Annotated in this window: 19 protein-coding genes; 13 read left to right on the top strand and 6 right to left on the bottom strand. The window is 73.7% G+C overall.

Going from position 1 to position 26,212, the window contains the following annotated elements; all coding sequences use genetic code 11:
• The first annotated feature begins 40 nt into the window (after positions 1–40).
• From ACFVN3_RS10460 to ACFVN3_RS10440, 5 genes are all read left to right on the top strand, one after another.
• Positions 41–2,044 (top strand): APC family permease, encoded by a 2,004-nt coding sequence (locus ACFVN3_RS10460; protein ID WP_378232748.1) that lies wholly within the window; start codon positions 41–43, stop codon positions 2,042–2,044.
• 112 nt (positions 2,045–2,156) lie between these two features.
• A complete protein-coding gene (locus tag ACFVN3_RS10455; protein ID WP_378232747.1) occupies positions 2,157–3,548 on the top strand; it encodes a class I SAM-dependent RNA methyltransferase in 1,392 nt (463 codons plus the stop codon).
• A 92-nt stretch (positions 3,549–3,640) separates the two neighbouring features.
• Positions 3,641–3,874, top strand: a complete 234-nt coding sequence (locus ACFVN3_RS10450) for a hypothetical protein (protein ID WP_378232746.1) — start codon at positions 3,641–3,643, stop codon at positions 3,872–3,874.
• A 235-nt stretch (positions 3,875–4,109) separates the two neighbouring features.
• Complete coding sequence (gene acnA / locus ACFVN3_RS10445; RefSeq protein WP_378232745.1) at positions 4,110–6,863, top strand: aconitate hydratase AcnA; 2,754 nt, start codon at positions 4,110–4,112, stop codon at positions 6,861–6,863.
• Between the two features lie 214 nt (positions 6,864–7,077).
• Entirely contained in the window at positions 7,078–7,539 is a 462-nt protein-coding gene (locus ACFVN3_RS10440; protein WP_378232744.1) for a DUF1801 domain-containing protein, read from the top strand.
• Positions 7,540–7,567: 28 nt separating this feature from the next.
• On the opposite strand, the gene ACFVN3_RS10435 is transcribed toward ACFVN3_RS10440, so the two are convergent.
• A complete protein-coding gene (locus ACFVN3_RS10435; RefSeq protein WP_378232794.1) occupies positions 7,568–8,278 on the bottom strand; it encodes an NUDIX hydrolase in 711 nt (236 codons plus the stop codon).
• Complete coding sequence (locus ACFVN3_RS10430; RefSeq protein ID WP_378232742.1) at positions 8,272–9,723, bottom strand: GuaB1 family IMP dehydrogenase-related protein; 1,452 nt, start codon at positions 9,721–9,723, stop codon at positions 8,272–8,274. Before ACFVN3_RS10430 ends, ACFVN3_RS10435 begins: the two co-directional genes overlap by 7 nt.
• A 203-nt stretch (positions 9,724–9,926) precedes the next feature.
• On the opposite strand from ACFVN3_RS10430, the gene dxs reads away from it, so the two are divergent.
• Together dxs and ACFVN3_RS10420 are read left to right on the top strand one after the other, a co-directional pair.
• On the top strand, positions 9,927–11,840 hold the full coding sequence (gene dxs / locus ACFVN3_RS10425) for a 1-deoxy-D-xylulose-5-phosphate synthase (protein WP_378232741.1): 1,914 nt from the start codon (positions 9,927–9,929) through the stop codon (positions 11,838–11,840).
• A 70-nt stretch (positions 11,841–11,910) separates the two neighbouring features.
• Positions 11,911–12,573, top strand: coding sequence for an HAD family hydrolase (locus ACFVN3_RS10420; protein WP_378232740.1), 663 nt, complete (start codon positions 11,911–11,913; stop codon positions 12,571–12,573).
• Positions 12,574–12,618: 45 nt separating this feature from the next.
• On the opposite strand, the gene ACFVN3_RS10415 is transcribed toward ACFVN3_RS10420, so the two are convergent.
• The gene (locus ACFVN3_RS10415; protein WP_378232739.1) at positions 12,619–13,716 is read right to left on the bottom strand and encodes a glutamate--cysteine ligase; all 1,098 of its coding nucleotides are present in this window, start codon (positions 13,714–13,716) and stop codon (positions 12,619–12,621) included.
• Positions 13,717–14,093: 377 nt separating this feature from the next.
• Between ACFVN3_RS10415 and pflB the strand changes: the two genes are divergently transcribed.
• From pflB to ACFVN3_RS10385, 6 genes are all read left to right on the top strand, one after another.
• Positions 14,094–16,406: a formate C-acetyltransferase gene (gene pflB, locus ACFVN3_RS10410; protein WP_378232738.1), complete on the top strand. Its 2,313-nt coding sequence runs from the start codon at positions 14,094–14,096 to the stop codon at positions 16,404–16,406.
• A gap of 11 nt (positions 16,407–16,417) precedes the next feature.
• Positions 16,418–17,410, top strand: a complete 993-nt coding sequence (gene pflA / locus ACFVN3_RS10405) for a pyruvate formate-lyase-activating protein (protein ID WP_378232737.1) — start codon at positions 16,418–16,420, stop codon at positions 17,408–17,410.
• Between the two features lie 131 nt (positions 17,411–17,541).
• On the top strand, positions 17,542–18,177 hold the full coding sequence (locus tag ACFVN3_RS10400; protein WP_378232736.1) for a GrpB family protein: 636 nt from the start codon (positions 17,542–17,544) through the stop codon (positions 18,175–18,177).
• Positions 18,174–20,408: a DEAD/DEAH box helicase gene (locus tag ACFVN3_RS10395; protein ID WP_378232735.1), complete on the top strand. Its 2,235-nt coding sequence runs from the start codon at positions 18,174–18,176 to the stop codon at positions 20,406–20,408. Before ACFVN3_RS10400 ends, ACFVN3_RS10395 begins: the two co-directional genes overlap by 4 nt.
• Before the next feature lie 94 nt (positions 20,409–20,502).
• A complete protein-coding gene (locus tag ACFVN3_RS10390) occupies positions 20,503–21,216 on the top strand; it encodes a GNAT family N-acetyltransferase (protein ID WP_378232734.1) in 714 nt (237 codons plus the stop codon).
• A gap of 18 nt (positions 21,217–21,234) precedes the next feature.
• On the top strand, positions 21,235–22,005 hold the full coding sequence (locus ACFVN3_RS10385) for a PIG-L deacetylase family protein (protein WP_378232732.1): 771 nt from the start codon (positions 21,235–21,237) through the stop codon (positions 22,003–22,005).
• Position 22,006: 1 nt separating this feature from the next.
• Here the strand turns inward: ACFVN3_RS10385 and ACFVN3_RS10380 are convergent, their stop codons facing one another.
• From ACFVN3_RS10380 to ACFVN3_RS10370, 3 genes are all read right to left on the bottom strand, one after another.
• A complete protein-coding gene (locus ACFVN3_RS10380; RefSeq protein WP_378232731.1) occupies positions 22,007–22,579 on the bottom strand; it encodes a hypothetical protein in 573 nt (190 codons plus the stop codon).
• Positions 22,580–22,695: 116 nt separating this feature from the next.
• Positions 22,696–24,864, bottom strand: coding sequence for a 3-hydroxyacyl-CoA dehydrogenase NAD-binding domain-containing protein (locus ACFVN3_RS10375; RefSeq protein WP_378232730.1), 2,169 nt, complete (start codon positions 24,862–24,864; stop codon positions 22,696–22,698).
• A gap of 2 nt (positions 24,865–24,866) precedes the next feature.
• Positions 24,867–26,150 (bottom strand): thiolase family protein, encoded by a 1,284-nt coding sequence (locus tag ACFVN3_RS10370; protein ID WP_313663929.1) that lies wholly within the window; start codon positions 26,148–26,150, stop codon positions 24,867–24,869.
• Positions 26,151–26,212: the final 62 nt, after the last annotated feature.

Below are 26,212 nucleotides of genomic sequence, written 5' to 3'. Positions count from 1 at the left end.
CCAGCGCGACCGGGCGCCGTCGGGCATAGCATGAGGCCTCGTGTCGGAGATCGCTGATGCCGCGAAGCGGCTGCTGCTCGGGCGGCCTGTCCGCAGCGAGCACCTGGGGCACACGCTGCTGCCCAAGCGTGTGGCCCTGCCCGTGTTCGCGTCCGACGCCCTGTCGTCGGTCGCGTACGCCCCGGACGAGATCCTCCTGACGCTCGCGCTCGCGGGCCTCAGCGCGACGATGATCTCGCCGTGGGTGGGCCTCGCCGTCGTGGTCGTGCTGATGACGGTCGTCGCGTCGTACCGCCAGAACGTGCGCGCCTACCCGTCGGGCGGCGGCGACTACGAGGTCGCCACGGTCAACCTCGGCCCGACCGCGGGCGTCGGCGTGGCGTCGGCGCTCATGGTCGACTACGTGCTCACAGTCGCGGTCTCGATCTCCTCGGGGGCGCAGTACGCGGCCAGCGCGATCCCGGCGCTGCGCGACCACGAGGCGGCGTTCGCGATCGGGCTCGTCGTCGTCCTCACGCTCGTCAACCTGCGCGGGGTCAAGGAGTCGGGCACGTTCTTCGCGATCCCCGTCTACCTCTTCATGCTGGCCATCGGCACGACGGCGGTCGTCGGGTTCTTCCAGTACGTCACCGGCAACCTGGGCGCGGCCGAGAGCGCCGAGTTCGAGCTCACGGCGCAGAGCGGGTTCGACCAGGGACTCATCGGCATCGCGGGCGCCTTCCTCGTGGCCCGCGCGTTCGCCTCCGGGTGCGCCGCCCTCACCGGCGTCGAGGCGATCAGCAACGGCGTCCCGGCGTTCCGCAAGCCCAAGTCGCGCAACGCCGCCACGACCCTCGCCCTCCTGGGCGGCATCTCGGCCGTGATGATGATGTCGATCCTCTTCCTCGCCCGCGCGACCGGCGTGCACTACGCCGAGGACCCGCACACGCAGCTCTCGCTCAACGGGGAGCCGCTGCCCGCGGACTACGTGCAGCACCCGGTGATCGGGCAGCTCGCCGAGACCGTGTTCAGCGGGGTGCCCGTGCTCTTCTACGTCGTGTCCGCGGTGACGGGGCTCATCCTCGTGCTCGCGGCGAACACGGCCTTCAACGGCTTCCCGGTCCTCGGCTCGATCCTCGCGAAGGACGGCTACCTGCCGCGCCAGCTCCACACGCGCGGCGACCGGCTCGCGTTCTCCAACGGCATCATCACGCTGGCCGTGGCGGCGATCGTGCTCATCTGGGCGTTCGACGCGGAGGTCACGCGCCTCATCCAGCTCTACATCGTCGGCGTGTTCGTGTCGTTCACGCTCTCCCAGCTCGGCATGGTGCGGCACTGGACGCGAGCGCTGCGCACCGAGCACCAGCCCCGCGAGCGGTCGCGCATGCGGCGCTCGCGCGTGGTCAACACGGTGGGTCTGGCGATGACCGGGACGGTCCTCGTCATCGTCCTCATCACGAAGTTCACGCACGGCGCCTGGATCGCGATCCTCGCGATGGCGCTCGTCTTCGTGCTCATGAAGTCGATCCGCAAGCACTACGACAGGGTGCGGGACGAGCTCGCGCTCGGCGACGAGGCCGTGGCGGCACGCGCCCTGCCCAGCCGCGTGCACGCGATCGTCCTCGTGTCCAAGATCCACCGGCCGACGATGCGGGCGCTCGCGTACGCGCGGGCGTCGCGCCCGTCCGTCCTGGAGGCGGTCACCGTCGGCGTGGACTCCGAGGACGTCGACGACCTCATGCGGCAGTGGGAGGCGCTCGACCTCCCCGTCCCGCTGCGCGTCCTGGACTCGCCCTTCCGCGAGATCACGCGCCCGGTGCTGTCGTACGTGCGCTCGGTCCGCCGCGAGTCCCCGCGCGACCTCGTGGTCGTCTACATCCCCGAGTACGTCGTCGGGCACTGGTGGGAGCAGCTCCTGCACAACCAGAGCGCGCTGCGGCTCAAGGGCCGCCTGCTCTTCACGCCGGGCGTCGTCGTGGCGTCCGTGCCGTGGCAGCTCTCGTCCACCGAGGGCCAGACCGGCCTCGAGGGCGAGGGCTTCCGTCAGCGCTTCACGGGCTACTGACGGGGATCCCGCGCACGCTGCGCGCGGACGACGGGACCGGCTCCCGCGTGGGAAGCCTGCCCGTTCGCCGCCCACAGCGGGTGCGCGGGGCCGCGTCCGGGATACTGGAGGCATGCCGTCCTCCTCGCGTGGTCCCGCCGTGCCCTCCGACCGACCGTCCGACCCCTTCGCGGACCGCCGCGCCGCGCGCGGCGGCGGGCGCCGTACGCCCCGCCGTCAGGGTGGTCGCGCGACACGTCAGTCGGCCCGCGTCGACCCTCGACCTGAGGTCGAGGTCGAGCTCGAGGTCGGCCCGGTGGCCCACGGCGGCCACTGCGTGGCGCGGTACGACGGGCGCGTCGTCTTCGTCCGCCACACCCTGCCCGGGGAGCGGGTGCGCGCCCGCGTCACGGAGGGCGGGGAGGCCGCGAAGTTCTGGCGCGCCGACGCCGTCGAGATCCTCGAGGCGTCGCCCGAGCGGGTCCCGTCGGTGTGGCCGGAGGCCGGTCCGGGGGGCGTCGGCGGCGGCGAGCTCGCGCACGTCGCGCTCGACGCGCAGCGCCGCTGGAAGCGCGACGTGCTGGCCGAGCAGCTGCGCCGGCTCGGGAAGGTCGACCTCGACGAGGCTAACCTTCAGGTAGAGGTCGAGGGTCTGCCGGGCGACGACGAGCGCGGCGGGCTCGGCTACCGGACGCGCGTCGACCTCGTCGCCGACGGCACGGGCCGTGCGGGCATGCACCGCTTCCGGTCCCACGACGTCGTCGCGCTCGACGGTATGCCGCTCGCCACCGAGGACGTCGCGGAGCTCGCGGCGCGCGAGAAGGTCTTCACGCGCACATGGCGGCCGGGCACGCGGATCGAGCTCGTCGCGCCCGTGGGCTCGGCGCCGGTCCTCCTCGTGGACGGCGAGCCGTGGCGGTCGGGCTCGCCCGACACGCGCCCCAACGCGCGCCGGAGCGTGACCGAGCGCGTCGTCCTGGGCGACGAGCAGCACGAGTACCGCGTCGCGGCGGGCGGGTTCTGGCAGGTGCACCGCGAGGCGCCGGCCACGCTGACGCGCGCGGTGCTCGACGGCGTGGGCGACGTCGATGGCGCGCGCGTGCTCGACCTCTACTCCGGCGCCGGGCTCTTCACCTCGCCCCTGGCGGCAGCCGTCGGGGCGGCGGGTTCCGTGGTCGCCGTCGAGGCCGACGAGCGGGCGGTGCGCGACGCGCGCCGCAACGCCCACGGGCTCGACCGGGTGGAGCTGCACCACGGCCCCGTGGAGCAGGTGCTCGCCGCCGACCCGACCGGCGCGGACGTCGTCGTGCTCGACCCGCCGCGCGTCGGTGCCGGTCGCGCCGTGGTCGAGGCGATCGCCTCCCGGCAGCCCGCCCGGGTCGTGTACGTCGCGTGCGACCCCGCGGCGCTCGCCCGTGACGTCTCCTACCTCGCCGACCACGGCTACGGGCTCACGTCCCTGCGCGCCTTCGACCTCTTCCCGATGACGCACCACGTCGAGGCGGTCGCCGTCCTCGCGCGTTGACGCCCCGGGCGCGCTCGGCCCTGCGCGAACCCGGGTGCGCCCCGGCGCGTGCCGGGAGGACGATGGGGGGAGACGGTCGGAGGAGCGGGACGGTGAGCGACGTGACGAGCACGAGCGGGTCGACGACGGTGGCTGCTGCGGCGGGAGCCCCGGCCGTCCACGGCACGGACGACGTCCGGGACATCGTCGGCGTGGGCGTGCTGCTGCCCAACGGCCGGCTGGCGGGGCGGAGCTTCGCGTCGCGCGCGGAGGCGGAGGCCTGGGCTCGACCCGACGAGGGCGAGCAGGTCGTCGAGCTCAACCTGCTGTGCGACTGCGACCTCTGAGCCGGGAGCCGTGAAGGACGTCGCGCGCGGCCGCGCCCGGGATATATCTTGACGTCAAGATATATGGGGTATGCTGGTCGCGGTGCAGGTCGCAGCGGGTCGTGGACGAGCCGCCGACCACCGCCAGGGCGGGCCTCCGGACCCGGCCTGAGCGGCGCGCCGGCCCGGCGTAGGCTGGGCGAAGCCCCCTGAACCATGGCATCCGTGCCACCGTCTCGCCACGAAGGAGCTACGAGTGAGCAGCGTCGACACGTTCGGGTCGAAGGGAACGCTGGAGGTCGGTGAGAACTCGTACGAGATCTTCCGCCTGTCCGCCGTCGAGGGTGTCGAGCGCCTCCCGTACAGCCTGAAGATCCTCGCCGAGAACCTCCTGCGCACGGAGGACGGCGCCAACATCACCGCGGACCACGTCCGCGCGCTCGCGTCCTGGGACCCGGACGCGCAGCCCGACACCGAGATCCAGTTCACGCCCGCGCGCGTGATCATGCAGGACTTCACCGGTGTGCCGTGCGTCGTCGACCTCGCCACCATGCGCGAGGCCGTCGCCGAGCTCGGCGGGGACCCGTCGCGCATCAACCCGCTCGCGCCGGCCGAGATGGTCATCGACCACTCGGTGCAGATCGACGTCGCGGGCCGCGCGGATGCGTTCGAGCGCAACGTCGAGTTCGAGTACCAGCGCAACCACGAGCGCTACCAGTTCCTGCGCTGGGGCCAGACGGCGTTCGACGACTTCAAGGTCGTCCCCCCGGGCACCGGCATCGTGCACCAGGTGAACATCGAGTTCCTGGCGCGCACGATCATGACGCGTGAGGTGGGCGGCACCCTGCGCGCGTACCCCGACACGTGCGTCGGCACCGACTCGCACACGACGATGGTCAACGGCCTCGGCGTGCTCGGCTGGGGCGTCGGCGGCATCGAGGCCGAGGCGGCCATGCTCGGCCAGCCCGTCTCGATGCTCATCCCGCGCGTCGTCGGCTTCAAGCTCAACGGCTCGATCCCCGCGGGCGTCACCGCGACCGACGTCGTGCTGACCATCACCCAGATGCTGCGCCAGCACGGCGTCGTCGGGAAGTTCGTCGAGTTCTACGGCGCGGGCGTGGCCCAGGTGCCGCTCGCGAACCGCGCGACGATCGGCAACATGAGCCCCGAGTTCGGCTCCACGGCCGCGATCTTCCCGATCGACGGCGTGACGATCGACTACCTGCGCCTCACGGGCCGCAGCGACGAGCAGCTCGCGCTCGTCGAGGCGTACGCCAAGGAGCAGGGCCTGTGGCTCGACCCCGCGTCGGACAGCTACGTCGAGCCGGTCTTCTCGGAGTACCTCGAGCTCGACCTCTCGACGGTGGTCCCGTCGATCGCCGGCCCCAAGCGTCCGCAGGACCGCATCGAGCTGTCGAACGCCAAGTCGGCGTTCGAGCGCGACCTGCCCACCTACGCGCCCGAGGTCCGCGACCTGGTCGACGAGGCGGAGAAGGAGTCGTTCCCGGCGTCCGACTCGCCCGCGATCACGCCCAACGGCCGCAAGACCGTGAGCGTGACGGACACGGACGGCACGACGTTCGACCTGTTCCACGGCGCCGTCGCGATCGCGTCGATCACGAGCTGCACCAACACCTCGAACCCGTCGGTCATGCTCGCCGCAGCACTCCTCGCGAAGAAGGCGGTCGAGAAGGGCCTCGCGGCCAAGCCGTGGGTCAAGACCTCGATGGCCCCGGGCTCGCAGGTCGTGACGAACTACTACGAGAAGGCCGGCCTGTGGCCGTACCTCGAGAAGCTCGGCTTCCACCTCGTCGGCTACGGCTGCGCGACGTGCATCGGCAACTCGGGCCCGCTCGACGAGAAGATCTCCGAGGCGGTCAACGAGCACGACCTCGCCGTGGTGTCGGTCCTGTCCGGCAACCGCAACTTCGAGGGCCGCATCAACCCCGACGTGAAGATGAACTACCTCGCGTCTCCGCCGCTGGTCATCGCGTACGCGCTCGCGGGCACCATGGAGTTCGACTTCGACCACGACCCGCTGGGCCGTGACGAGGCGGGCCACCCGATCTTCCTGCGCGACATCTGGCCGACGCCGGACGAGGTCCAGGCGACGATCGACGCGTCGATCGACCGCGACATGTTCACCAAGGACTACGCGGACGTCTTCACCGGCGACGACCGGTGGCGCGCGCTCGAGACGCCCGAGGGCGACACGTTCGCGTGGGACGCTGAGTCGACCTACGTGCGCAAGCCCCCGTACTTCGAGGGCATGGGCATGGAGCCGTCGCCCGTCGCCGACATCTCCGGTGCGCGCGTCCTCGCGAAGCTGGGCGACTCGGTCACGACCGACCACATCAGCCCCGCGGGCGCCATCAAGGTGGACTCGCCGGCCGGGAAGTACCTCGCCGAGCACGGCGTCGCGCGTCGCGACTTCAACTCCTACGGCTCGCGCCGCGGGAACCACGAGGTCATGATCCGCGGCACGTTCGCGAACATCCGCCTGCGCAACCAGCTCCTCGAGGACGTCGAGGGTGGCTACACCTTCAACTTCGTCACGGGCGCGCAGGACACGATCTACGACGCCGCGCAGGACTACGCCGCGCAGGGCACGCCGCTCGTCATCCTGGGCGGCAAGGAGTACGGCTCCGGCTCGTCGCGCGACTGGGCCGCCAAGGGCACGGCGCTCCTGGGCGTCAAGGCCGTCATCACCGAGAGCTTCGAGCGCATCCACCGCTCGAACCTCATCGGCATGGGCGTCCTGCCGCTGCAGTTCCCGGCCGGTGAGAACGCCGCGTCGCTCGGGCTGGCGGGCACGGAGACCTTCGACATCGCCGGCATCACGGCGCTGAACGACGGGTCCACGCCGTCGACGGTGAAGGTCACCGCGACCAAGCCCGACGGAACGAGCGTCGAGTTCGACGCGGTCGTGCGCATCGACACCCCCGGCGAGGCGGACTACTACCGCAACGGCGGCATCCTCCAGTACGTGCTGCGCTCCCTGGTGGCGTGAGCCACCGCTAGCGCTGCGGGCCTCCCGACGGCGCAGACGCACCCCGGCGGGGCGCTCACCTCTCGAGGTGGGCGCCCCGCCGTCGTCCCCGGGAGGTCCGGAGGGAGACCGCGGCGAGCCCGGCACGTCCTGCCGAGATCGGCGGTCGTGGCTGCCGAACCTGCGCAGGAGTGCCGAGCTCGCGCGCCGGCGCCGTGCCGCGGGAGACGGGGGCATGGCGAGCGAGAACACGACCCAGCCCACGGACGCCGACGTCGAGGCGTTCCTCGCGGCGGTGGAGCACCCCGTCCGGCGCCGCGACGCGCACCGTCTCGTCGAGCTCCTGTCCCGCGTCACGGGGGAGCCGCCGCGGATGTGGGGCTCGTCGATCGTCGGGTTCGGCACGTACCACTACCGCTATGCGAGCGGTCGCGAGGGCGACATGGCCGCGGCGGGCTTCTCGCCGCGCAAGGCGGCGACGACCGTCTACCTCATGGACGGGGTCGACGTCCACGCCGCGCTGCTGGACCGCCTGGGCCCGCACACCGTCGGCAAGGGCTGCGTCTACGTGAAGGACCTCGACGCCGTCGACCTCGGCGTCCTGGAGGAGGTCGTGCAGCGTTCCTACGCGACCCTCACGGGCGACCCCGAGTTCGGCCGCCGGCTCTCCGGCCCGTCGGCGGGGGAGCCCACCTGAGCCCTCCGGACCCGACCGCGTCGTCGGGTCAGAGCGGGGCGTCGAGCGTGCGGGTCCGGTCCCAGGGCTCCGTCCAGCCGAGCCGGTCGAACAGCGCGTCGAGGATCCCGCCCGTGAACCCCCAGACGAGGTGCTCGCGCCCGTCCGCCTCGACGAGGAATCCCGGGCTCTTGTGCACGCGGCGCTCGCGGCGGACCGTGACCGTGCGACGCCGTGCGGGGTCGAGGAGGTCGGCGACGGGGACGCGGAACACGTGCGCGGACTCGGCGGCGTCGACCGCGCGGACGGGCGTGGGGCGCGACCACCACGCGAGGACCGGGGTCACGAGATGGTTGCTCACCGGCACGGGCAGCTCGCCGAGCGTCCCGAGCACGTCGACGCCGTCGGGCTCGAGCCCCGTCTCCTCCTCGGCCTCGCGCAGCGCGGCGCCGACCGGGCCGCCGTCCTCGGGCTCGAGCCGCCCTCCGGGGAAGGCGACCTGGCCGGGGTGGTGGCCGAGCGTCGCGGCCCGGGCGAGGAGGAGCACGTCGAGGTCTCGCGGCACCGAGGCGGCCGCGTGGCCGGCGGGGACGCGGTCGAGCGCGCCGAACAGCAGGAGCACGGCGGCCCCACGAGCGTCGTCGCGCAGGGCGCCGACGGCGTGGCGCCACGGCTCGGGCCAGGCGCCGCCGTCGCGCGCGAGCGCGGCGAGCTGCTCGCGCGCGGGAGCGCGGGAGCCCTGCGGTGCCGTGGTCACCAGCTCACCGGGAGCGGGCGGCCCTCCTCGTAGCCCGCGGCGGACTGGATCCCGACGACGGCGCGGTCGGCGAACTCCGCGAGGCTGGACGCCCCGGCGTAGGTCGCGGAGCTCCGCAGCCCCGACGTGATCTGGTCGAGGAGGTCCTCGACGCCCGGGCGCTGCGGGTCGAGGAACATGCGCCCCGAGCTGATGCCCTCCTCGTAGAGGGCCTTGCGCGCGCGGTCGAACGGCGAGCCGCCCGCGGTGCGCGCGGCCACGGCGCGTGCCGACGCCATGCCGAAGCTCTCCTTGTAGAGCCGGCCGGTGCCGTCGTCGTGCAGGTCGCCGGGGGACTCGTACGTCCCTGCGAACCACGAGCCGATCATCACCTGCGAGGCGCCCGCGGCGAGCGCGAGGGCGACGTCGCGCGGGTGGCGCACGCCGCCGTCGGCCCAGACGTGCTTGCCGAGCTCGCGCGCCGCCGCGGCGCACTCGAGGACGGCGGAGAACTGCGGGCGCCCGACGGCGGTCATCATGCGCGTCGTGCACATCGCGCCCGGGCCGACGCCCACCTTGACGATGTCGGCGCCCGCGGCGACGAGGTCGCGCACGCCGTCGGCCGTGACGACGTTGCCCGCGACGACGGGGACGTCCGGACCGACCGAGCGCACGGCGTCGAGCGCCTGGAGCATCTTGGCCTGGTGCCCGTGCGCCGTGTCGACGACGAGCACGTCGACGCCGGCCGCCAGGAGCTCCTTGGCCTTGGCCGCGACGTCGCCGTTGATCCCGACCGCGGCACCGACGCGGAGGCGGCCCGCGGCGTCGAGCGCGGGCGGGTAGACGGACGAGCGCAGCGCGCCCTTGCGCGTGAGGACGCCGACGAGCGCCCCGTCGCGCGTCACGGGCGCGACCTTGAGGCGCGCGGCGTGGAGCTGGTCGTAGGCGGCCTCCAGCCCCGCGCGGCCGCCGTCGAGGACGGAGGCGTCGAGGACCAGGGGATGGGTGGTCATGACCTGGTGGACCTGGGTGAAGCGGTCGACGTCGGCGCAGTCGGCCTCCGTGACCACGCCGACGGGCCGCCCGCCGTCCACGACGACCGCGGCGCCGTGCGCGCGCTTGCCGATGAGCGTCAGGGCCGTGTGGACGGTGTCGTGCGGGCCGACGACGACGGGCGTCTCGATGACGGGGTCCTTGGACTTCACGTCGGCGACCACGTCGGCGACGACGTCGGTCGGCACGTCCTGCGGGATGATCGCGACGCCGCCGCGGCGCGAGACCGTCTCCGCCATGCGCCGGCCGGCGACGGCGGTCATGTTCGCGACGACGACGGGGATCGTGGTCCCCGTCCCGTCCGCGGAGGAGAGGTCGACGTCGAAGCGCGAGGTGACCTCCGAGCGCGACGGGACGAGGAACACGTCGCCGTAGGTGAGGTCGGTCGCGGGAGTCTGTCCGGGCAGGAAGCGCATGCCTCCATCCTACGAGGTCGCAGACCTTCGATGTCCGCAGGGCGGAAGTGACATTCCATGCGCGGGCGGTTCGTGCGTCCGGCGCCGGAGTGTGCGTCAATGACGTGAAGGTCCCGTCGCCCGGCGCACCGCTGCGCAGGTCACCTGCCCGGACGGCCTAGAGTTGTCGGGCTGGTCGCACGGGAACGGAACGGAGCATCTGCATGAGCCTGCTTGGCACGATCACCTCGCCCGAGGACGTGCAACGGCTGACCCTCGAGCAGACGCAGGAGCTCGCCGGCGAGATCCGTGCGTTCCTCGTCGACTCCGTCTCCCGCACCGGGGGACACCTCGGCCCGAACCTGGGGGTCGTCGAGCTCACGATCGCCATGCACCGCGTCTTCTCGTCGCCGACGGACACGTTCGTGTTCGACACGGGGCACCAGTCCTACGTGCACAAGCTCCTCACCGGGCGCCAGGACTTCTCGGCGCTGCGCAAGCAGGGCGGCCTGTCCGGGTACCCGTCGCGGGCCGAGTCCGACCACGACGTCGTCGAGAACTCGCACGCGTCGACCGCACTCTCGTGGGGCGACGGCATCGCGAAGGCGAACGTCGTGCGCGGCCTCACCGACCGGCACGTCGTCGCGGTCATCGGCGACGGCGCCCTCACCGGCGGCATGGCCTGGGAGGCGCTGAACAACATCGCCGAGTCCCAGGACCGGCGCCTCGTCGTCGTGGTCAACGACAACGGCCGCTCCTACTCGCCCACGATCGGCGGGCTCGCGCACCACCTGTCGACGCTGCGCACCACGCACGGCTACGAGAGCTTCCTCCAGTGGGGCAAGCGCACCCTCAACCGGTCCGGCGCGCCGGGTCGGTTCGCGTACGAGTGGCTGCACGGCCTGAAGAAGGGCCTCAAGGACGTCGTCGCCCCGCAGGGGATGTTCGAGGACCTCGGCATCAAGTACGTCGGCCCGGTCGACGGCCACGACGTCGAGGCCATGGAGCACGCGCTGCGCCGGGCCAAGGCCTACGGGGCGCCCGTGATCGTGCACGCGATCACCGAGAAGGGCCGCGGGTACACGCCCGCCGAGCAGGACGTCGCCGACCGCTTCCACGCCGTCGGGAAGATCCACCCCGAGACCGGGCTCCCGGTCGCGCCGTCGCGCTTCGGCTGGACGAGCGTCTTCGCGGACGAGATCGTCCAGATCGGCCGCCGCCGGTCCGACGTCGTCGCGATCACCGCGGCCATGCTCGAGCCGGTCGGCCTCAAGCCGTTCGCGCAGGCGTTCCCCGAGCGCACGTTCGACGTCGGGATCGCCGAGCAGCACGCCGCCACGTCCGCCGCGGGCATGGCGTTCGCGGGCCTGCACCCTGTCGTCGCCGTCTACGCGACGTTCCTCAACCGCGCGTTCGACCAGGTCCTCATGGACGTCGCCCTGCACAAGGCGGGCGTGACGTTCGTCCTCGACCGCGCGGGCATCACGGGCGACGACGGCGCGAGCCACAACGGCATGTGGGACATGGCGATGCTGCGCATCGTGCCCGGTCTGCGGCTCGCCGCGCCGCGCGACGAGGAGACGCTGCGGACGGCGCTGCGCGAGTCCGTGGACGTGGACGACGCGCCCACGGTCGTGCGCTACCCCAAGGGGGCGCTCGGCGACCCGCTGCCCGCCGTCGACACCGTGGACGGCGTGGACCTGCTCGCGGTGCCGGGCGAGGCGCCGACGACCGCTCCGGAGGGCTCCGGCCCCCGCGCTCGGGTCCTGCTCGTCGGCCCCGGTTCCATGGCGCGGGTCGCGCTCGACGCGGCGGAGTCGCTCACGGCCCACGGGGTCGACGTCACCGTCGCGTCCCCGACGTGGGTCCTGCCGGTGCCGAGCGCGCTCGTCAAGCTCGCGGGCGAGCACGACCTCGTGGTGAGCATCGAGGACGGCGTCGCCGACGGCGGCGTGGGCGCCCTCCTCGCGCAGCGCTCGCTCGAGGGCGGCGTCCGCACACCGGTGCACGCGCTCGGGCTGCCCGCCCAGTTCCTGGACCACGCGACCCGGGACCAGGTCGCGTCGGCCAACCGGCTCACGTCGGCCGACGTCGCGCGCGACGTGCTGGACGCGCTCGCGGAGCTCACGCGCGGCTGAGCCGTCGGCGTCGGGGCGCCTGCCGCGGACGCCCCGGCGGCGCCCGGGTCGTCCGCGCTAGGGTCCGGGCGTGATCTGGCTCCTGGACCTCGACAACACGCTCGTCGGCCGCGACGACGCGTTCGCCGCCTGGGCGGCCGACGCGGTCGCGCGCGCCGGGCGCGACGCCTCCGACCTCGCCGCGATCGTCGCCGCCGACCAGGGCGGCTTCGCGGTCAAGGCCGACGTGGCGCGCGTGATCGTCGACCGCCTCGGCTGGGACGGCGACCTGCCCGCCGCGGTCGACCGCTTCCGCGCCGGGATCCTCGACCACGTCCGCGCGTACGACGGCGTGCTCGACCTGCTCGACGCGCTGCGTGCCGACGGCGACGTGGTCGTCGTGGTGACGAACGGGACGTCCGCGCAGCAGCGCGGCAAGCTCGCCCGGTGCGGGGTCGGGGCGCACGTCGACGCCGTCGTCGTGTCCGGCGAGGAGGGCGTGGACAAGCCGGACCCGCGGCTCCTGGAGATCGCGCTCGAGCGGGTCGGCGCGACGGACGCCGACCGCGCACAGGTCTGGATGGTCGGGGACGCGGCGCACGCCGACGTCGCCGCCGGGCGGGCCGCCGGCACGCGCACCGGCTGGGTCTCCCACGGGCGCGCATGGACGGACGGGCCGCTGCCGGACGTCCTGGGGGCGACCGTGCACGACGTCGTCGCCCGCGCCCGCGAAGCGGCCCTCACCGCGCCGTAGCGAGCGTCGGGCGCACGGCCGCCGGCGCGCCGCCGGGCATGGACGTCAGGAGTGCGTGACCTCGACGGCCTGCTCGACGACGGCACGCAGGTCCCCACCGGCCGCCGCGTGCCACGCGCGCTGGCGCTGGGCACCGTTCCCGCCCGACCAGAGCCGTCCGAGGAGCTCCGTCACGGCATCGAGGTCACCCGCGTCGACCAGCGCGTCCCGCACGTGCGCGACGAGCAGCCCGACGACGTCGTGCGCCGGGGCGGGGCGCCACGTGAGCGGCGAGACCAGGTCCTCCTCGAGGCCCGAGCGCCCGGCGCGCCACGACGCGGTCCGCAGGATCTCGGGGCGGAGCTCCGGGGGCGCGACGCCGTCCGCGGCCTCGCGTGCCGCCGTCTCGACGAGGCCGCGGCTGAGGGCCGCGAGGAGCGTCGCCGTGTCGGGGTCGAGGCACACGTCGGCGACGCGGATCTCGACCGTCGGGTAGCGCGACGACAGCCGGGCGTCGAAGTAGACCATGTTCTCGTCGAGGATCGTGCCGGTCGCGACCAGGGTGTCGACCGCGTCGCGGTACGCCTCGGGCGAGCCGAACGCCCGGGTCGGCCCCGACGTGGGCCAGCGGGACCAGACCTGGGACCGGAAGCTCGCGTACCCGCTGTCCTGGCCCTGCCAGAACGGGGAGTTGGTGCTCAGCGCGAGGAGCGTGGAGAGCCACGGCCCGATGCGGTCGAGGACCGCGACGCCCTCGGTGTCGTCCGCGACGGCGACGTGCACGTGGCACCCGCTCGTGAGCTGCTCGCGCGCCGTGAGCCCGAACGCGGCGCGGGCCTCGAGGTAGCGCAGCCGGGAGACGGTGGTGCCCTCGAAGGGCAGCGGCGAGGTGGAGAGCGCGGCGACCCGGGCGCCGACGCGGTCCGCGGCCTCCTGGGCACGCTGCCGGCCCGCGCGGATCTCCGTCGCGAGGTCGTCGAGCTCGCGCCGCGGGTGGGTCGCGGTCTCGAGCTGCTCCTCCATGAACTCCGACTCGAGCGAACCGGTCCCGCCGCCCTTGTCGTCGGTGCCCGACGCCTCCAGGGCCTCCGCGGCCCGGGCGACCGGGTGGCCGTCGTCGCCGACGAGCAGGAACTCTTCCTCGACCCCTACGGTGCGCTTCACCCGGGCAGTCTCACACGGAAGCCGGGAGCACGTCCGGCGAGGGTGTGACGTGCGTCCGTGTCGTGCGTCACGGGTGCGTGCGTCCGCGGTCGCCACCGGGTTCCGCGTGCTTGTGAAGGTCATCACAAGGGGCGGTCGCGCCGAGGAGCGGAGGGCGAGGAAACCGCGAGATCCTGCGGTTCCTGCGGGGTCCCGTCCGGCTCGGGACCTAGGTCCCCGGACACCTCGAAACTCCTCCGTGAGGAGCGCCGTGAACCTAGCCTGGAGGTGGCGAAGGAGCCCGTCGACCTCGACCGAGGGCCTCCACCCGGGGCCCGGGGAGACCGGCGGGTCCGGCCGGCGCGCGGACCCGCGCGTCAGGCACGAGGGAGGTCCAGATGACCAGCGTTTCCGAGGCACCCGGCACGACGAGCGGCGGCCGTGCGGTGGAGGGCAGCGTCGACCCGCAGCACGACACCGCGCACGTCCCCGCGTGGGAGGGCTTCACCGACGGCCCGTGGCGCGACACGGTCGACGTGCGCGACTTCATCCAGCGCAACTACCGCCCGTACACGGGCGACGCGTCGTTCCTCGCCGGACCCACGGAGCGCACGACGGGCATCTGGAGCACGCTGTCCGCCATGTTCCCGGAGGAGCGGGAGATGGGGATCTACGACGTCGACACCCACACGCCCGCCGGCATCACGGCGCACGCGCCCGGCTACATCGACAAGGCGCACGAGGTGATCGTCGGCCTCCAGACCGACGCGCCGCTCAAGCGCGCGATCATGCCGAACGGCGGCTGGCGCATGGTCGAGGGCGCGCTGCAGACCTACGGCTACGAGGTCGACGAGACCCTGAAGAAGGTCTTCACCGAGTACCGCAAGACGCACAACCAGGGCGTGTTCGACGTCTACCCGCCGAACGTGCGCGCGGCCCGCAGCTCGCACATCATCACCGGCCTGCCCGACGCCTACGGCCGCGGCCGGATCATCGGCGACTACCGCCGCGTCGCGCTCTACGGGGTGGACGCGCTGATCGCCGCGAAGAAGCTCGACAAGCTCGGCCTCGACACGCAGCCGTTCAGCGAGAAGGTCGTGCGCGAGCGCGAGGAGCACGCCGAGCAGATCCGCGCGCTCGGCGAGCTCAAGGAGATGGCGGCCGAGTACGGCTACGACATCTCCGGCCCGGCGACGTCGGCGCGCGAGGCCGTGCAGTGGCTCTACTTCGCCTACCTCGCCGCGGTGAAGGAGCAGAACGGCGCCGCGATGTCGCTCGGGCGCACGTCGACGTTCCTCGACGTGTTCATCGACCGCGACCTCGAGGCCGGCCGCATCACGGAGTCCGAGGCGCAGGAGATCATCGACGACTTCGTCATCAAGCTGCGCATCGTCCGGTTCCTGCGCACGCCCGAGTACGACGCGCTGTTCTCCGGCGACCCGACCTGGGTCACCGAGACCATCGGCGGCATGGGCGAGGACGGGCGGCCGCTCGTCACCAAGAACTCGTTCCGCTTCCTCCAGACCCTGTACAACCTCGGCCCGGCTCCCGAGCCGAACATGACGGTCTTCTGGAGCCCCGAGCTGCCGCAAGGGTTCAAGGACTACTGCGCGCAGGTCTCGATCGACACCTCCGCCGTGCAGTACGAGTCGGACGAGCTCATCCGTGCGGCCTGGGGCGACGACGCGGCGATCGCGTGCTGCGTGTCCCCGATGCAGGTCGGCAAGCAGATGCAGTTCTTCGGCGCGCGCGTGAACCTCGCCAAGACGCTCCTCTACGCGATCAACGGCGGGCGCGACGAGATCTCCGGCAAGCAGGTCTCGCCGGTGGCAGCGCCGGTCGAGGGCGACGTGCTCGACTTCGACGACGTCATGGCGAAGTTCGACGCGACGATGGACTGGCTCGCCGAGACCTACGTCGAGGCGCTCAACTGCATCCACTGGTCGCACGACAAGTACGCGTACGAGCGCATCGAGATGGCGCTGCACGACAAGGACGTGCTGCGGACCATGGCGTGCGGCATCGCGGGCCTGTCGGTCGCGGCGGACTCGCTCTCCGCGATCAAGCACGCGAAGGTCTCCGTCGTCCGCGACGAGCGCGGCCTCGTCGTCGACTACGTGACCGAGGGCGAGTACCCCACGTACGGCAACGACGACGACCGGGCCGACGCGATCGCCGTCGACCTCGTCGAGCGGTTCATGGCGAAGGTGCGCACGCACCCGACCTACCGCGACGCGGTGCCGACGCAGTCGGTCCTGACCATCACGTCGAACGTCGTGTACGGCAAGGCGACGGGCAACACGCCCGACGGCCGCCGCGCCGGCGAGCCGTTCGCCCCGGGCGCCAACCCGATGAACGGCCGCGACACCCACGGCATGCTCGCCTCGGCGCTCTCGGTGGCCAAGCTCCCGTACGACGAGGCGCAGGACGGCATCTCGCTGACCAACACGGTCGTGCCGAGCGGCCTCGGGCGCACCCAGGAGGAGCAGGTCACCAACCTCGCCGGCCTCCTGGACGCCTACGTCGGGTCGAACGGGTACCACATGAACGTCAACGTGCTGAACCGCGAGACGCTCCTGGACGCGATGGACCACCCGGAGAACTACCCGCAGCTGACGATCCGCGTGTCCGGGTACGCGGTGAACTTCGTCCGCCTCACGCGCGAGCAGCAGCTCGACGTGCTCTCGCGCACCTTCCACGGCGCGCTCTGAGGAGTCCCACGATGACCGTCACCCTTCCCGCCCCCGCCGTCCGCCCGCAGCGCGGGTGCGGCGTCGCCGGGGGCACCCTGCCCGACGACGCCACGCGCCTCGACGTCCCGGGCGCGGCGACGACGACGGGCGAGCCCGCGGCGTCGGGCACCCCGGTGGGCCACGCCCGCCGGGCGGGCGCGGGCCTGGACGGGCTGACGGTCGCGGACGTGGACCGGGCCGACAAGCTCGCGGCGATGCGCGCGGGCGAGCTCGGCTCGGTCCACTCCTGGGAGCTCGTCACCGCCGTGGACGGCCCGGGGACCCGGCTCACGGTGTTCCTCAACGGGTGCCCGCTGCGGTGCCTGTACTGCCACAACCCCGACACGTTCGCCATGAAGGACGGCAGGCCCGTCACGGCGGACGAGCTCCTGGGGCGGGTCAAGCGCTACCTGCCGGTGTTCCGGGCCACGCACGGGGGGCTCACGCTCTCCGGCGGCGAGGTGCTCATGCAGCCCGCGTTCGCGGCCCGGATCCTGCGCGGCGCGAAGGCGATGGACGTGCACACCGCGCTCGACACGTCCGGATTCCTCGGTGTCAACGCGACCGACGCGATGCTCGACGACACGGACCTCGTGCTGCTCGACGTGAAGTCCGGCGACCCCGACACCTACAAGAAGGTCACCAGCCGCGACCTCGAGCCGACCCTGCGGTTCGGGCGCCGGATCGCCGAGAACGGCCTCACCGGGCACGCGCCCGAGGTGTGGGTGCGGTTCGTCCTCGTCCCGGGCCTCACCGACGACGTGGACAACGTCGAGAAGGTCGCGCAGTACGCGGCCTCGCTCAACGCGATCCGCCCCGGCACGGTGACGCGCGTCGAGGTGCTGCCCTTCCACCAGATGGGCCGCGACAAGTGGGACGCCCTCGGGCGCACCTACGAGCTCGACGACACGCCCGCGCCGTCTCCGGAGCTCACGGAGCGCGTGCGCGACCAGTTCCGCGCCCACGGCCTGACGACGTACTGACCTGACGAGCACCGACGAGCGCTCGCTCGGCGAGACGTGAGAAGTGGCCCCGGACCGACCTGGTCCTGGGGCCACTTCTCATGTCTCGCGGGGACGGTGCACCGAGCGGGGGCAGGTCGTAGGGTGCGGGGGTGCCCGCAGCGACCGTCGACGCCCACGACCCTCGATGGACCGAGACCGGCAGGCGGTGGACCGAGCGCGTCGCCGGCGCCCTGGCCGACCTCGCGAGCCGTGACGGCGCCGACCCGGTCGTGGTGGAGCACATCGGGTCGACAGCGGTCCCCGGGCTCGCCGCGAAGCCGATCATCGACCTCCAGGTGCGCACGACGCCGCTGCCCTCGGAAGCGGCGCTGGCGGGGGCGCTCGGGCCGCTCGGGTTCTCGATCGAGCGCGGGGCGCGCCCGGACTCCCCGGGCGTCTACCGGGACAACCCGCGCCCGGGCGCCGACCCGGACCCGGAGAAGTACCGCAAGCGGCTGCTCACCCGCCCCGGCGTCGGCGCCGAGCCGCCCGTGATCCTGCACGTCCGCCGCCTCGACTCGCCGTTCGCCGCGTACGTGGTCGCGTTCCGCGACTGGCTGCGCGCCGTCCCCACCGAGGCCGCGGCCTACGAGGCGACCAAGCGGAGCCTCGCCGCGCGGCACGCAGACGCCGACGACTACGACGACTACACGCGCGACAAGACGGCGTTCCTCGACGCGGCCCAGGCCCGGATGGAGCGCTGGCTCGCCGAGCGCGCCGCCAGCGTCGGCGTCCTGCAGGGATGACCGGTCCTGGCGCGCGGCCCGACGTCGCCACCGCGCGGAGCGTCGTCGCGGAGGCGGACGGCCTCGCCGGGCTGCTCGCGGCGCTCGCCGCGGCACCCGGGGCGGCGCGCGAGCAGGTACGTGGCGCGTTCGGCGACAGCCGCGAGGAGAAGGTCCTCGCCCGGCTCGACACCGTGGACGTCGCGTCGCTGCGCGACGTGACGCGCGAACGCCTGCGGCTCGGGGCGCTCGCGGACGCGGGCGTGCGCACCGTGGGGGAGGTCGCGCGGCTCGGGCGCGACGGCCTCGAGAAGCTGCCCGAGATCGGCCCGCAGACAGCGACGCACCTGCTCGCCGCCGCCGAGCAGGTGGCGCGCGCCGTGCGCGAGAGCCTGCGCTTCCGGATCGACCTCACGCCGACGGACCCGGTCGCGACCGCGCTCGTCCAGGCGCTGCACACGCTCGACCAGGCCGACGGCACCATCGCCCGGTACGGCGACCAGGTGCGCGCCGCGCTCGCGGAGCACGACCGCGTGCGCGACGACGCGCTCGTCGCCGCGAGCGGACCGCGCCGGCTGCTCGCGTGGGGAGAGCGGCGCCGTCGGGCGTTCGCGGGGGTGGCGACGCTCGCCGGGCTCGTGGAGCGGGCCCGGGTGACGGGGCTGGCCGAGGAAGCCCGCCGCGTCACCGCGCTGCTCACGGAGCCTGCGCGCCCGTACGACGTCTGGGCGGACTTCCGGCGCCGGTCCGCGGCGTACTACGCGCTGCTCGACGGCGTCGCCCCCACCGGCCGCGACGTCGCCGCCGCGGCCGGGCACCTGCCCGCCGAGCTCGTCGACCGCGTCCAGACGCAGGCGCTCGACGAGTCGCTGCTGCGGGTCTCGCTGCGCGGGTACCAGGCTTTCGGGGCGCGCTTCGCGCTCGCGCAGCGGCGCGTCGTCCTCGGCGACGAGATGGGGCTCGGAAAGACCGTGCAGGCGATCGCCGTCGTCGCGCACCTCCTCGCGCGCGGCGCGACGCACGCGCTCGTCGTGTGCCCGGCGAGCGTGCTGGAGAACTGGGTGCGCGAGGTGCGCGCGCACGCGGACGTCGCCGTGCACGCCGTCCACGGCGAGGACCGCGACGACGCGGCGGAGGCGTGGCGTGCGTCCGGCGGTGTCGCCGTCGTGACGTTCGCGGGCCTGCGCCGCGCCGGGACCGCGGCCTTCGCGACGGGCGGGTCCGCCGGCCCCGCCGTGCTCGTCGTGGACGAGGCGCACTACGTGAAGAACCCGCTCGCGAAGCGGTCGGTGGCCGTCGCGGCCCTCGCCCAGGCGACCGAGCACGTGCTGCTGCTCACCGGCACGCCCATGGAGAACCGGGTCGAGGAGTTCCGCACCCTCCTGGGCTACCTCCAGCCCGAGCTCGCGGCACGCCTCGACGCCGCGCACGGCGCCGCCGGTCCGGACGCGTTCCGGCACGCCGTCGCGCCCGCCTACCTGCGACGCAACGCCGAGGACGTGCTCGAGGAGCTGCCCGAGCTCGTGCAGGTCGACGAGTGGGAGCGGCTCGGTGCGGTCGACGGCGCCGCGTACCGCGAGGCGGTCGCGGCGGGGTCGTTCATGGCGATGCGGCGGGCGGCGTTCGCCGTCGAGCACCCCGAGGACTCGGCGAAGCTGCGCCGGCTCGTGGAGCTCGCGCGCGAGGCGGCCGAGAACGGGCGCAAGGTCGTGGTGTTCTCGTACTTCCGGGACGTCGTCGACGTCGTCGTGCGCGCGCTCGGCGACCTCGCGCTCGCTCCGCTGACCGGCTCGGTGCCTGCGCGCACGCGCCAGACGATCGTCGACGACTTCACCGCGGCCGGGTCACCCCGCGTGCTCGTGAGCCAGATCGACGTCGGGGGAGTGGGCCTCAACCTCCAGGCCGCCTCCGTGGTGATCCTGTGCGAGCCCCAGACGAAGCCCACGACGGAGGCGCAGGCCGTCGCGCGCGCCCACCGCATGGGGCAGGTCGAGACGGTCCAGGTGCACCGTCTGCTCACGGTCGACAGCGTCGACGAGCACCTCGTGCGCCTGCTCGGGACGAAGGCCCGGCTGTTCGACGCGTACGCGCGCCGCAGCGCGCTCGCGGAGGAGGTCGCGGGTGCGGTCGACGTGTCCGAGGCGTCGCTCGCGCGCGCCGTGGTCGATGCCGAGCGGGCACGGCTCTTCGTCGACCCGGCCGTCACGTCCGTCGAGGACGCCGTCGTCGAGGACGCCATCGTCGAGAACTGAGCGACCGTCCGGGCGCGGTCCCGGGAGGACGCGGCGGCGAACCCCTCGGACGAATGCCCTTGTCCGGGCGACGCGCGTCCGTGAGGATCGCACGATGACCGACGACGCCCGGACGCCCGCCCTCACCGACGTCGACCTGTGGCCGCTCGCCGGGCTGCGCGTGCGGTGCGGTGACCTCACCCTGCGCGCCCTCGACGACGACCTCCTGCTGGACCTCGCCAGGCTCGCGGCGGACGGTGTGCACGCCCCGGACGCGATGCCGTTCACGACGCCCTGGACCCGCGGGACGCCGCTGGAGGTCGCGCGCAGCGTCCTCGCGTACCAGTGGAGCGCGCGCGCCTCGGTCTCGCCGGAGCGCTTCGCGATCGAGCTCGCGGTCGTCCGGGCGCGCCCCGACGCGGACGGCGGCGACGAGGTGCTGGGCGTCCAGGCGCTCATGGCGACGGACTTCGCGGTGACCCGCGTCGTCGAGACGGGCTCGTGGCTCGGTCGGCGTCACCAGGGCCACGGCGTCGGCCGCCGGATGCGACACGCCGCGCTCCACCTCGCGTTCGCGGGCCTCGGCGCCGAGTCGGCCGTGACGACCGCGTTCGCGGACAACGCCGCCTCGAACGGCGTCACGCGCGCGATCGGCTACGCGCCGGACGGCGTCGTCGTGGTCGCGCGCGAGGGGAAGGCGGCCGTGTCTCAGCGATACCGCATCGTGCGGGAGGCGTGGGAGGCGCGGACCGACCGCCCTGCGGTCTCGATCGAGGGCCTCGGGCCGGTGCGCGTCCAGCTCGGCCTGGACGCGCCGGCGGGCGCCTGACGGCCTAGCGTCTGTCGTATGACCGACGACGCCGGCACCTCCGCGACCCCCGCCCCGCCCCTGACCCCGCTGCCCGAGGACTGGTCCACGGCGCTCGCCGTCGTCGCCCATCCCGACGACATGGAGTTCGGCGCCGCTGCGGCGGTCGCGCGGTGGACGGGCCAGGGCAAGCGGGTCGTGTACTGCATGGTGACGAGCGGCGAGGCCGGCATCGACGGCATGGACCCCGACGAGGCGCGGCGCGTGCGCGAGGCGGAGCAGATCGAGTCCGGGCGGATCGTCGGCGTCGAGGAGGTCGAGTTCCTCGGGCTGCCGGACGGCGTGCTCGAGTACGGGCTGCCGCTGCGGCGGGCGATCGCGGGAGCGGTCCGGCGCCACCGGCCCGACGTCGTCATCACCGGGAACTACCGCGAGACGTTCCCCGGCGGGATGCTCAACCAGGCGGACCACGTCGCGACGGGGCGGGCCGTCGTGGACGCCGTGCGCGACGCGGGGAACCGGTGGGTGTTCCGCGAGCAGGTCGAGACGGACGGGATCGAGCCCTGGGGCGGCGTGCGTCAGGTCTGGGTCGCGGCCTCGCCCGACGCCGCGCACGGCGTCGACGTGAGCGCGACCTTCGACGCGGGCGTCGCGTCGCTGCGCGCGCACGCCGCCTACCTCGACGGCCTCGGCTGGGCGGACTTCGACCCAGCCGCGTTCCTCGCGTCCATGAGCGCGCCCACGGGCGAGCGCATGGGCGTCGCGCACGCCGTCGCGTTCGAGGTCCTGCGCATGGGCTGGGAGGACTGACTCAGACCGGGTCGGGCTGGTCCTCGATCTCGACGACCTTCAGCTCGGGCGTGAACCCGAACAGCGCACCGTCGCGCGAGCCGACCCACCACTTCCCGCACATCGCGGTCGCGGACTGCTCGGTGCCCTCCTCCCACCACGACGCCTCGAGCGTCGCCGTCGTGCGGTAGTCGGCGGCGGTCAGCTCGCCACGCTCGGGCCGAGGCTCCAGCGGGTGCCGCGCCGAGACGGGGGTGCAGCTCTCGGGCAGCGCGCCGAGGTCGGCCGTCATCGTGAGGATCCGCTCGTCGCCCGTCGTGCGGACCACCTCGCGCACGTCGGTGGCGGAGTCGGGGACCCAGTCGGGGAGCACCGCGTCGGCCTTGCCGGCCTTCCCGGTCGCGAACTCGTACGTCTTCGTGTGGCCCGCGCGGTTCTCGGCGATCGCCTCGCCGATGCTGCCGCACGCGGACAGCAGGAGGGCTGCGCCCGCGGCGAGCGTGAGGGCGCCGAGCACCCGGCGCTCGGTCGTGCCGCGCGGGGTCATGGTCAGGGGAAGGTCGGTCGCGGGCTGGGCAGGGGTGCGGTTCGTCATGCCCACGACGCTACGGAGCGCGCGACGGCGACGGATCGGGCCGCGAGCGGAACCTGCGCGTGGTCGTCGTACGACCACGGGAGGGCGCTCGCGGCCCGGTGTCCGACCCCGGTCGGTCAGGCGCGCGACGCGGCGGGGACGTTCGCGACGCCGTCGGGCAGGAACCGGTGGCCCAGGACCTTCTCGCTGTACCCCGTGCGGTCGAGGTACGGCGTGATGCCGCCGAGGTGGAAGCCCCACCCCGCGCCGAGGATCATGCAGAGGTCGATCTGGGACGGGCTCGCGACCACGCCCTCGTCGAGCATGAGCCCGATCTCCTGCGTGAGCGCCGTGAGCACGGAGTCGAGGACACCGGCCTCGTCGAGCGCACCCGGGCCGCCCGCCTCGCCGGTCCCGAAGACCCGCTGGATCGCCGGGTCGACGGGCTTGGGCAGGCCCTTCGGCGCGTCGAGGACGACGGGGATCTGCTCGTCGACGATGCGCTGGAGGCCGGGGGACTCGGGGAACCGCTCGCCCAGGTCCTCGCGGAGCGACGTGAGGACGTGCAGGCCGACGGCCGGGCCGACGAGGTCGAACAGCGCGAACGGCGGCATCGGCAGGCCGAGCGGCGCCACGGCGCGGTCCGCGACCTCGACCGACGTGCCGTTCTCGACCGCCTCGACGATCTTGCCCATGAGCAGGATGAGCAGGCGGTTGACGACGAACCCCGGCCGGTCGGCGACGAGCACGGCCGTCTTGCGCAGCTTCTTCGTCATGGCGAACGCCGTGGCGAGCGCGGCGTCGTCGGTCTTGGCCGCCTGGATGATCTCGACGAGCGGCATCTGCGCGACGGGGTTGAAGAAGTGCATCCCGACCACGCGCTCGGGGTGCTGGAGGTCGGCCGCCATCTCCGTGATCGACAGCGCGGACGTGTTGGTCAGCAGCACGGCCTCGGGCGAGAGGACGCCCTCGAGCTCGGCGAAGACCTTCTTCTTGAGCCCGAGGATCTCCGTGACCGCCTCGATGACGACGTCGCAGCCCGCGAAGTCGCCGAGCTCGGTCGTGCCGTGCACGGAGCCGACGATGCGCGCGCCCGTGTCCGCGGACATGCGGCCCGAGCCGACGAGCTTCTCGACCGTAGCGCGCACGTAGCCGAGGCCCTTGTCGACGCGCTCCTGGTCGAGGTCGCGCATGACGACCGGCACCTGGAGGCGCTGGGCGAACAGGAGCGCGATCTGCGCGGCCATGAGGCCGGCCCCGACGATCCCGACGCGGGTGACGGGGCGGGCCAGCTTCGCGTCGGGCGCGCCCTGGGGTCGCTTGCCCTTCGAGACGAGCTGGAACGCGTAGACGCTCGCGCGCATCTCGTCGCTCATGATGAGGTCCGCGAGGGCCTCGTCCTCGGCGGCGAACGCCTCCTCGCGCGACGCGGTGCGCGCGGCCGCGACGAGGTCGAGCGCGCGGTACGGGGCCGGGCGCGAACCGGCGACGACGGCGTCGAGGCGCTGGCGCGTGCCCGCGACCACGGCGTCCCACACGGGCTGCGGGTCGAGCTCACGACGCTCGACGACGATCTCGCCGCGCAGCACGGCCTCGGCCCAGCGAAGCGACGACTCGAGGAAGTCGGGCGCCTCGAAGAGCGCGTCGACGAGCCCGATCTCGTAGGCCTCCGTGGCCTTGAACGGCTTGTTCGCGGCCGGGCGGGCGAGGATGACGTCCATGGCCTTCTCGACGCCCAGCAGGCGCGGCACGAGGTAGGCGCCGCCCCAGCCGGGGACGAGCCCGAGGCCGACCTCGGGCAGGGCGAGCGCGCCGGCGTCGGACGCCACGGTGCGGTAGGTGCAGTTGAGCGCGACCTCGAGGCCGCCGCCGAGCGCGACGCCGTTGACGAACGCGAACGTCGGCACGCCCATGTCCTGGAGCAGCGTGTAGGCGGCGTGCCCGGCCCGCCCGAGGGCGAGCGCGTCGTCGCGCACCTGGACGGCCGCGGCCTGCGTGAGGTCCGCGCCGGCGGCGAGGAAGTACGGCTTGCCCGTGATCGCGACGGCGACGATCTCGCCGTCCGCCGCCCGGCGGCGCAGCGCCTCGAGGGCCGTGTGCAGCTCGGCGAGGCCCTCGGGGCCGAGCGTCGTCGGCTTCGTGTGGTCGAGCCCGTTGTCGAGCGTGAGCAGGGCGAGCGTGCCCGTCCCGCCGGGGAGCGCGACGTCGCGCACGAGCGAGTGCGTCACGCGCTCGCCGGGCGAGGTCTCCTTCGTGGCGCCGTGCTCGGCGGGGGCGGAGGTCTGGGTGTCGGTGGGTGCGCTCATCGTCAGTTCTCCGCGGTCTCGAAGGTGTGGCCGGAGTAGTCGGCGTGGTGCGGGTTCTCCCAGATGACGGTGCCGCCCATGCCGAGCCCGACGCACATGGTCGTCAGGCCGTAGCGCACCTCGGGGTGCTGCTCGAACTGGCGCGCGAGCTGCGTCATGAGGCGCACGCCCGAGGACGCGAGGGGGTGACCCATGGCGATGGCCCCGCCGTACTGGTTCACGCGCTCGTCGTCGTCCGCGATGCCGAAGTGGTCGAGGAACGCGAGCACCTGGACGGCGAACGCCTCGTTGATCTCGAACAGGCCGATGTCGTCGATCGTCAGGCCGGCGGACGCGAGCGCGCGCTCGGTCGCCGGGACGGGGCCGATGCCCATGACCTCGGGGTCGACGCCCGCGTACGCGTACGCGACGAGGCGCATGCGCGCCGGCAGGCCGAGCTCGTCGGCGACGTCGCCCGCGGCGAGCAGGCACGCCGTCGCGCCGTCGGTCAGCGGCGAGGCGTTGCCCGCGGTGACCTTCCCGCCGGGGCGGAACGGAGTCTTGAGGTCCCGGATGGAGTCGACCGTCGTGCCGGGGCGGGGCAGCTCGTCGGCGGTGGCCAGGCCCCAGCCGAGCTCGGTCGACCGCGTCGCGACCGGCACGAGGTCGGGGGAGATGTCGCCGTTCGCGAGGGCCTTGGCGTACTTGGCCTGGCTCGCGACGGCGTACGCGTCGGCGCGCTCCTTGGTGAGGTGCGGGTACCGGTCGTGCAGGTTCTCGGCCGTCGCGCCCATGACGAGCGCGGACGAGTCGACGAGGCGCTCGGCGACGAACCGCGGGTTCGGGTCCGACCCCTCGCCCATGGGGTGGTGGCCCATGTGCTCGACGCCGCCCGCGACCACGACGTCCTGCGCGCCCACGGCGACGTTCGCCGCCGTCGTCGTGACCGCGGTCATCGCGCCCGCGCACATGCGGTCGATCGCGAAGCCGGGCACCGACTTGGGCAGCCCCGCGAGCACCGCGACGCTGCGGCCGAGGGTGAGGCCCTGGTCGCCGGTCTGCGTCGTTGCGGCGAGCGCGAGCTCGTCGATGCGCTCGGCGGGCAGCTCGGGGCGGCGGCGCAGGAGCTCGCGGATCGTCTTCACGGCGAGGTCGTCCGCGCGCGTCTCGGCGTAGATCCCGTCGGGGCGCGCCTTGCCGAACGGGCTGCGCACGCCCTCGACGAAGACGACGTCGCGGACGGGGCGGCGGCGCGCGGCCTGGGTGGGTGCCGAGGTGGGAGAGGGGGCCTCGTTGGCCACGGTCATGGCATCTCCATCCGATGCAGATGGTCGGGACGGCGGTGTCCGGGAGCGGCACCGCTCGGGGG

Source organism: Cellulosimicrobium sp. NPDC057862 (assembly GCF_042797035.1).
Classification (GTDB): domain Bacteria; phylum Actinomycetota; class Actinomycetes; order Actinomycetales; family Cellulomonadaceae; genus Cellulosimicrobium.
The sequence above is the reverse complement of the archived record's forward strand: the minus strand, read 5'-3'. Positions and strand labels throughout refer to the sequence as shown.

Excerpts from the sequence above, each read along its gene's own strand:
- ACFVN3_RS10455 (WP_378232747.1), top strand. The coding sequence starts at position 2,157 with ATGCCGTCCTCCTCGCGTGGTCCCGCCGTGCCCTCCGACCGACCGTCC.
- ACFVN3_RS10440 (WP_378232744.1), top strand. The coding sequence starts at position 7,078 with ATGGCGAGCGAGAACACGACCCAGCCCACGGACGCCGACGTCGAGGCG.
- ACFVN3_RS10430 (WP_378232742.1), bottom strand. The coding sequence starts at position 9,723 with ATGCGCTTCCTGCCCGGACAGACTCCCGCGACCGACCTCACCTACGGC.
- dxs (WP_378232741.1), top strand. The coding sequence starts at position 9,927 with ATGAGCCTGCTTGGCACGATCACCTCGCCCGAGGACGTGCAACGGCTG.
- pflB (WP_378232738.1), top strand. The coding sequence starts at position 14,094 with ATGACCAGCGTTTCCGAGGCACCCGGCACGACGAGCGGCGGCCGTGCG.
- pflA (WP_378232737.1), top strand. The coding sequence starts at position 16,418 with ATGACCGTCACCCTTCCCGCCCCCGCCGTCCGCCCGCAGCGCGGGTGC.
- ACFVN3_RS10395 (WP_378232735.1), top strand. The coding sequence starts at position 18,174 with ATGACCGGTCCTGGCGCGCGGCCCGACGTCGCCACCGCGCGGAGCGTC.
- ACFVN3_RS10390 (WP_378232734.1), top strand. The coding sequence starts at position 20,503 with ATGACCGACGACGCCCGGACGCCCGCCCTCACCGACGTCGACCTGTGG.
- ACFVN3_RS10385 (WP_378232732.1), top strand. The coding sequence starts at position 21,235 with ATGACCGACGACGCCGGCACCTCCGCGACCCCCGCCCCGCCCCTGACC.
- ACFVN3_RS10380 (WP_378232731.1), bottom strand. The coding sequence starts at position 22,579 with ATGACGAACCGCACCCCTGCCCAGCCCGCGACCGACCTTCCCCTGACC.
- ACFVN3_RS10375 (WP_378232730.1), bottom strand. The coding sequence starts at position 24,864 with ATGAGCGCACCCACCGACACCCAGACCTCCGCCCCCGCCGAGCACGGC.
- ACFVN3_RS10370 (WP_313663929.1), bottom strand. The coding sequence starts at position 26,150 with ATGACCGTGGCCAACGAGGCCCCCTCTCCCACCTCGGCACCCACCCAG.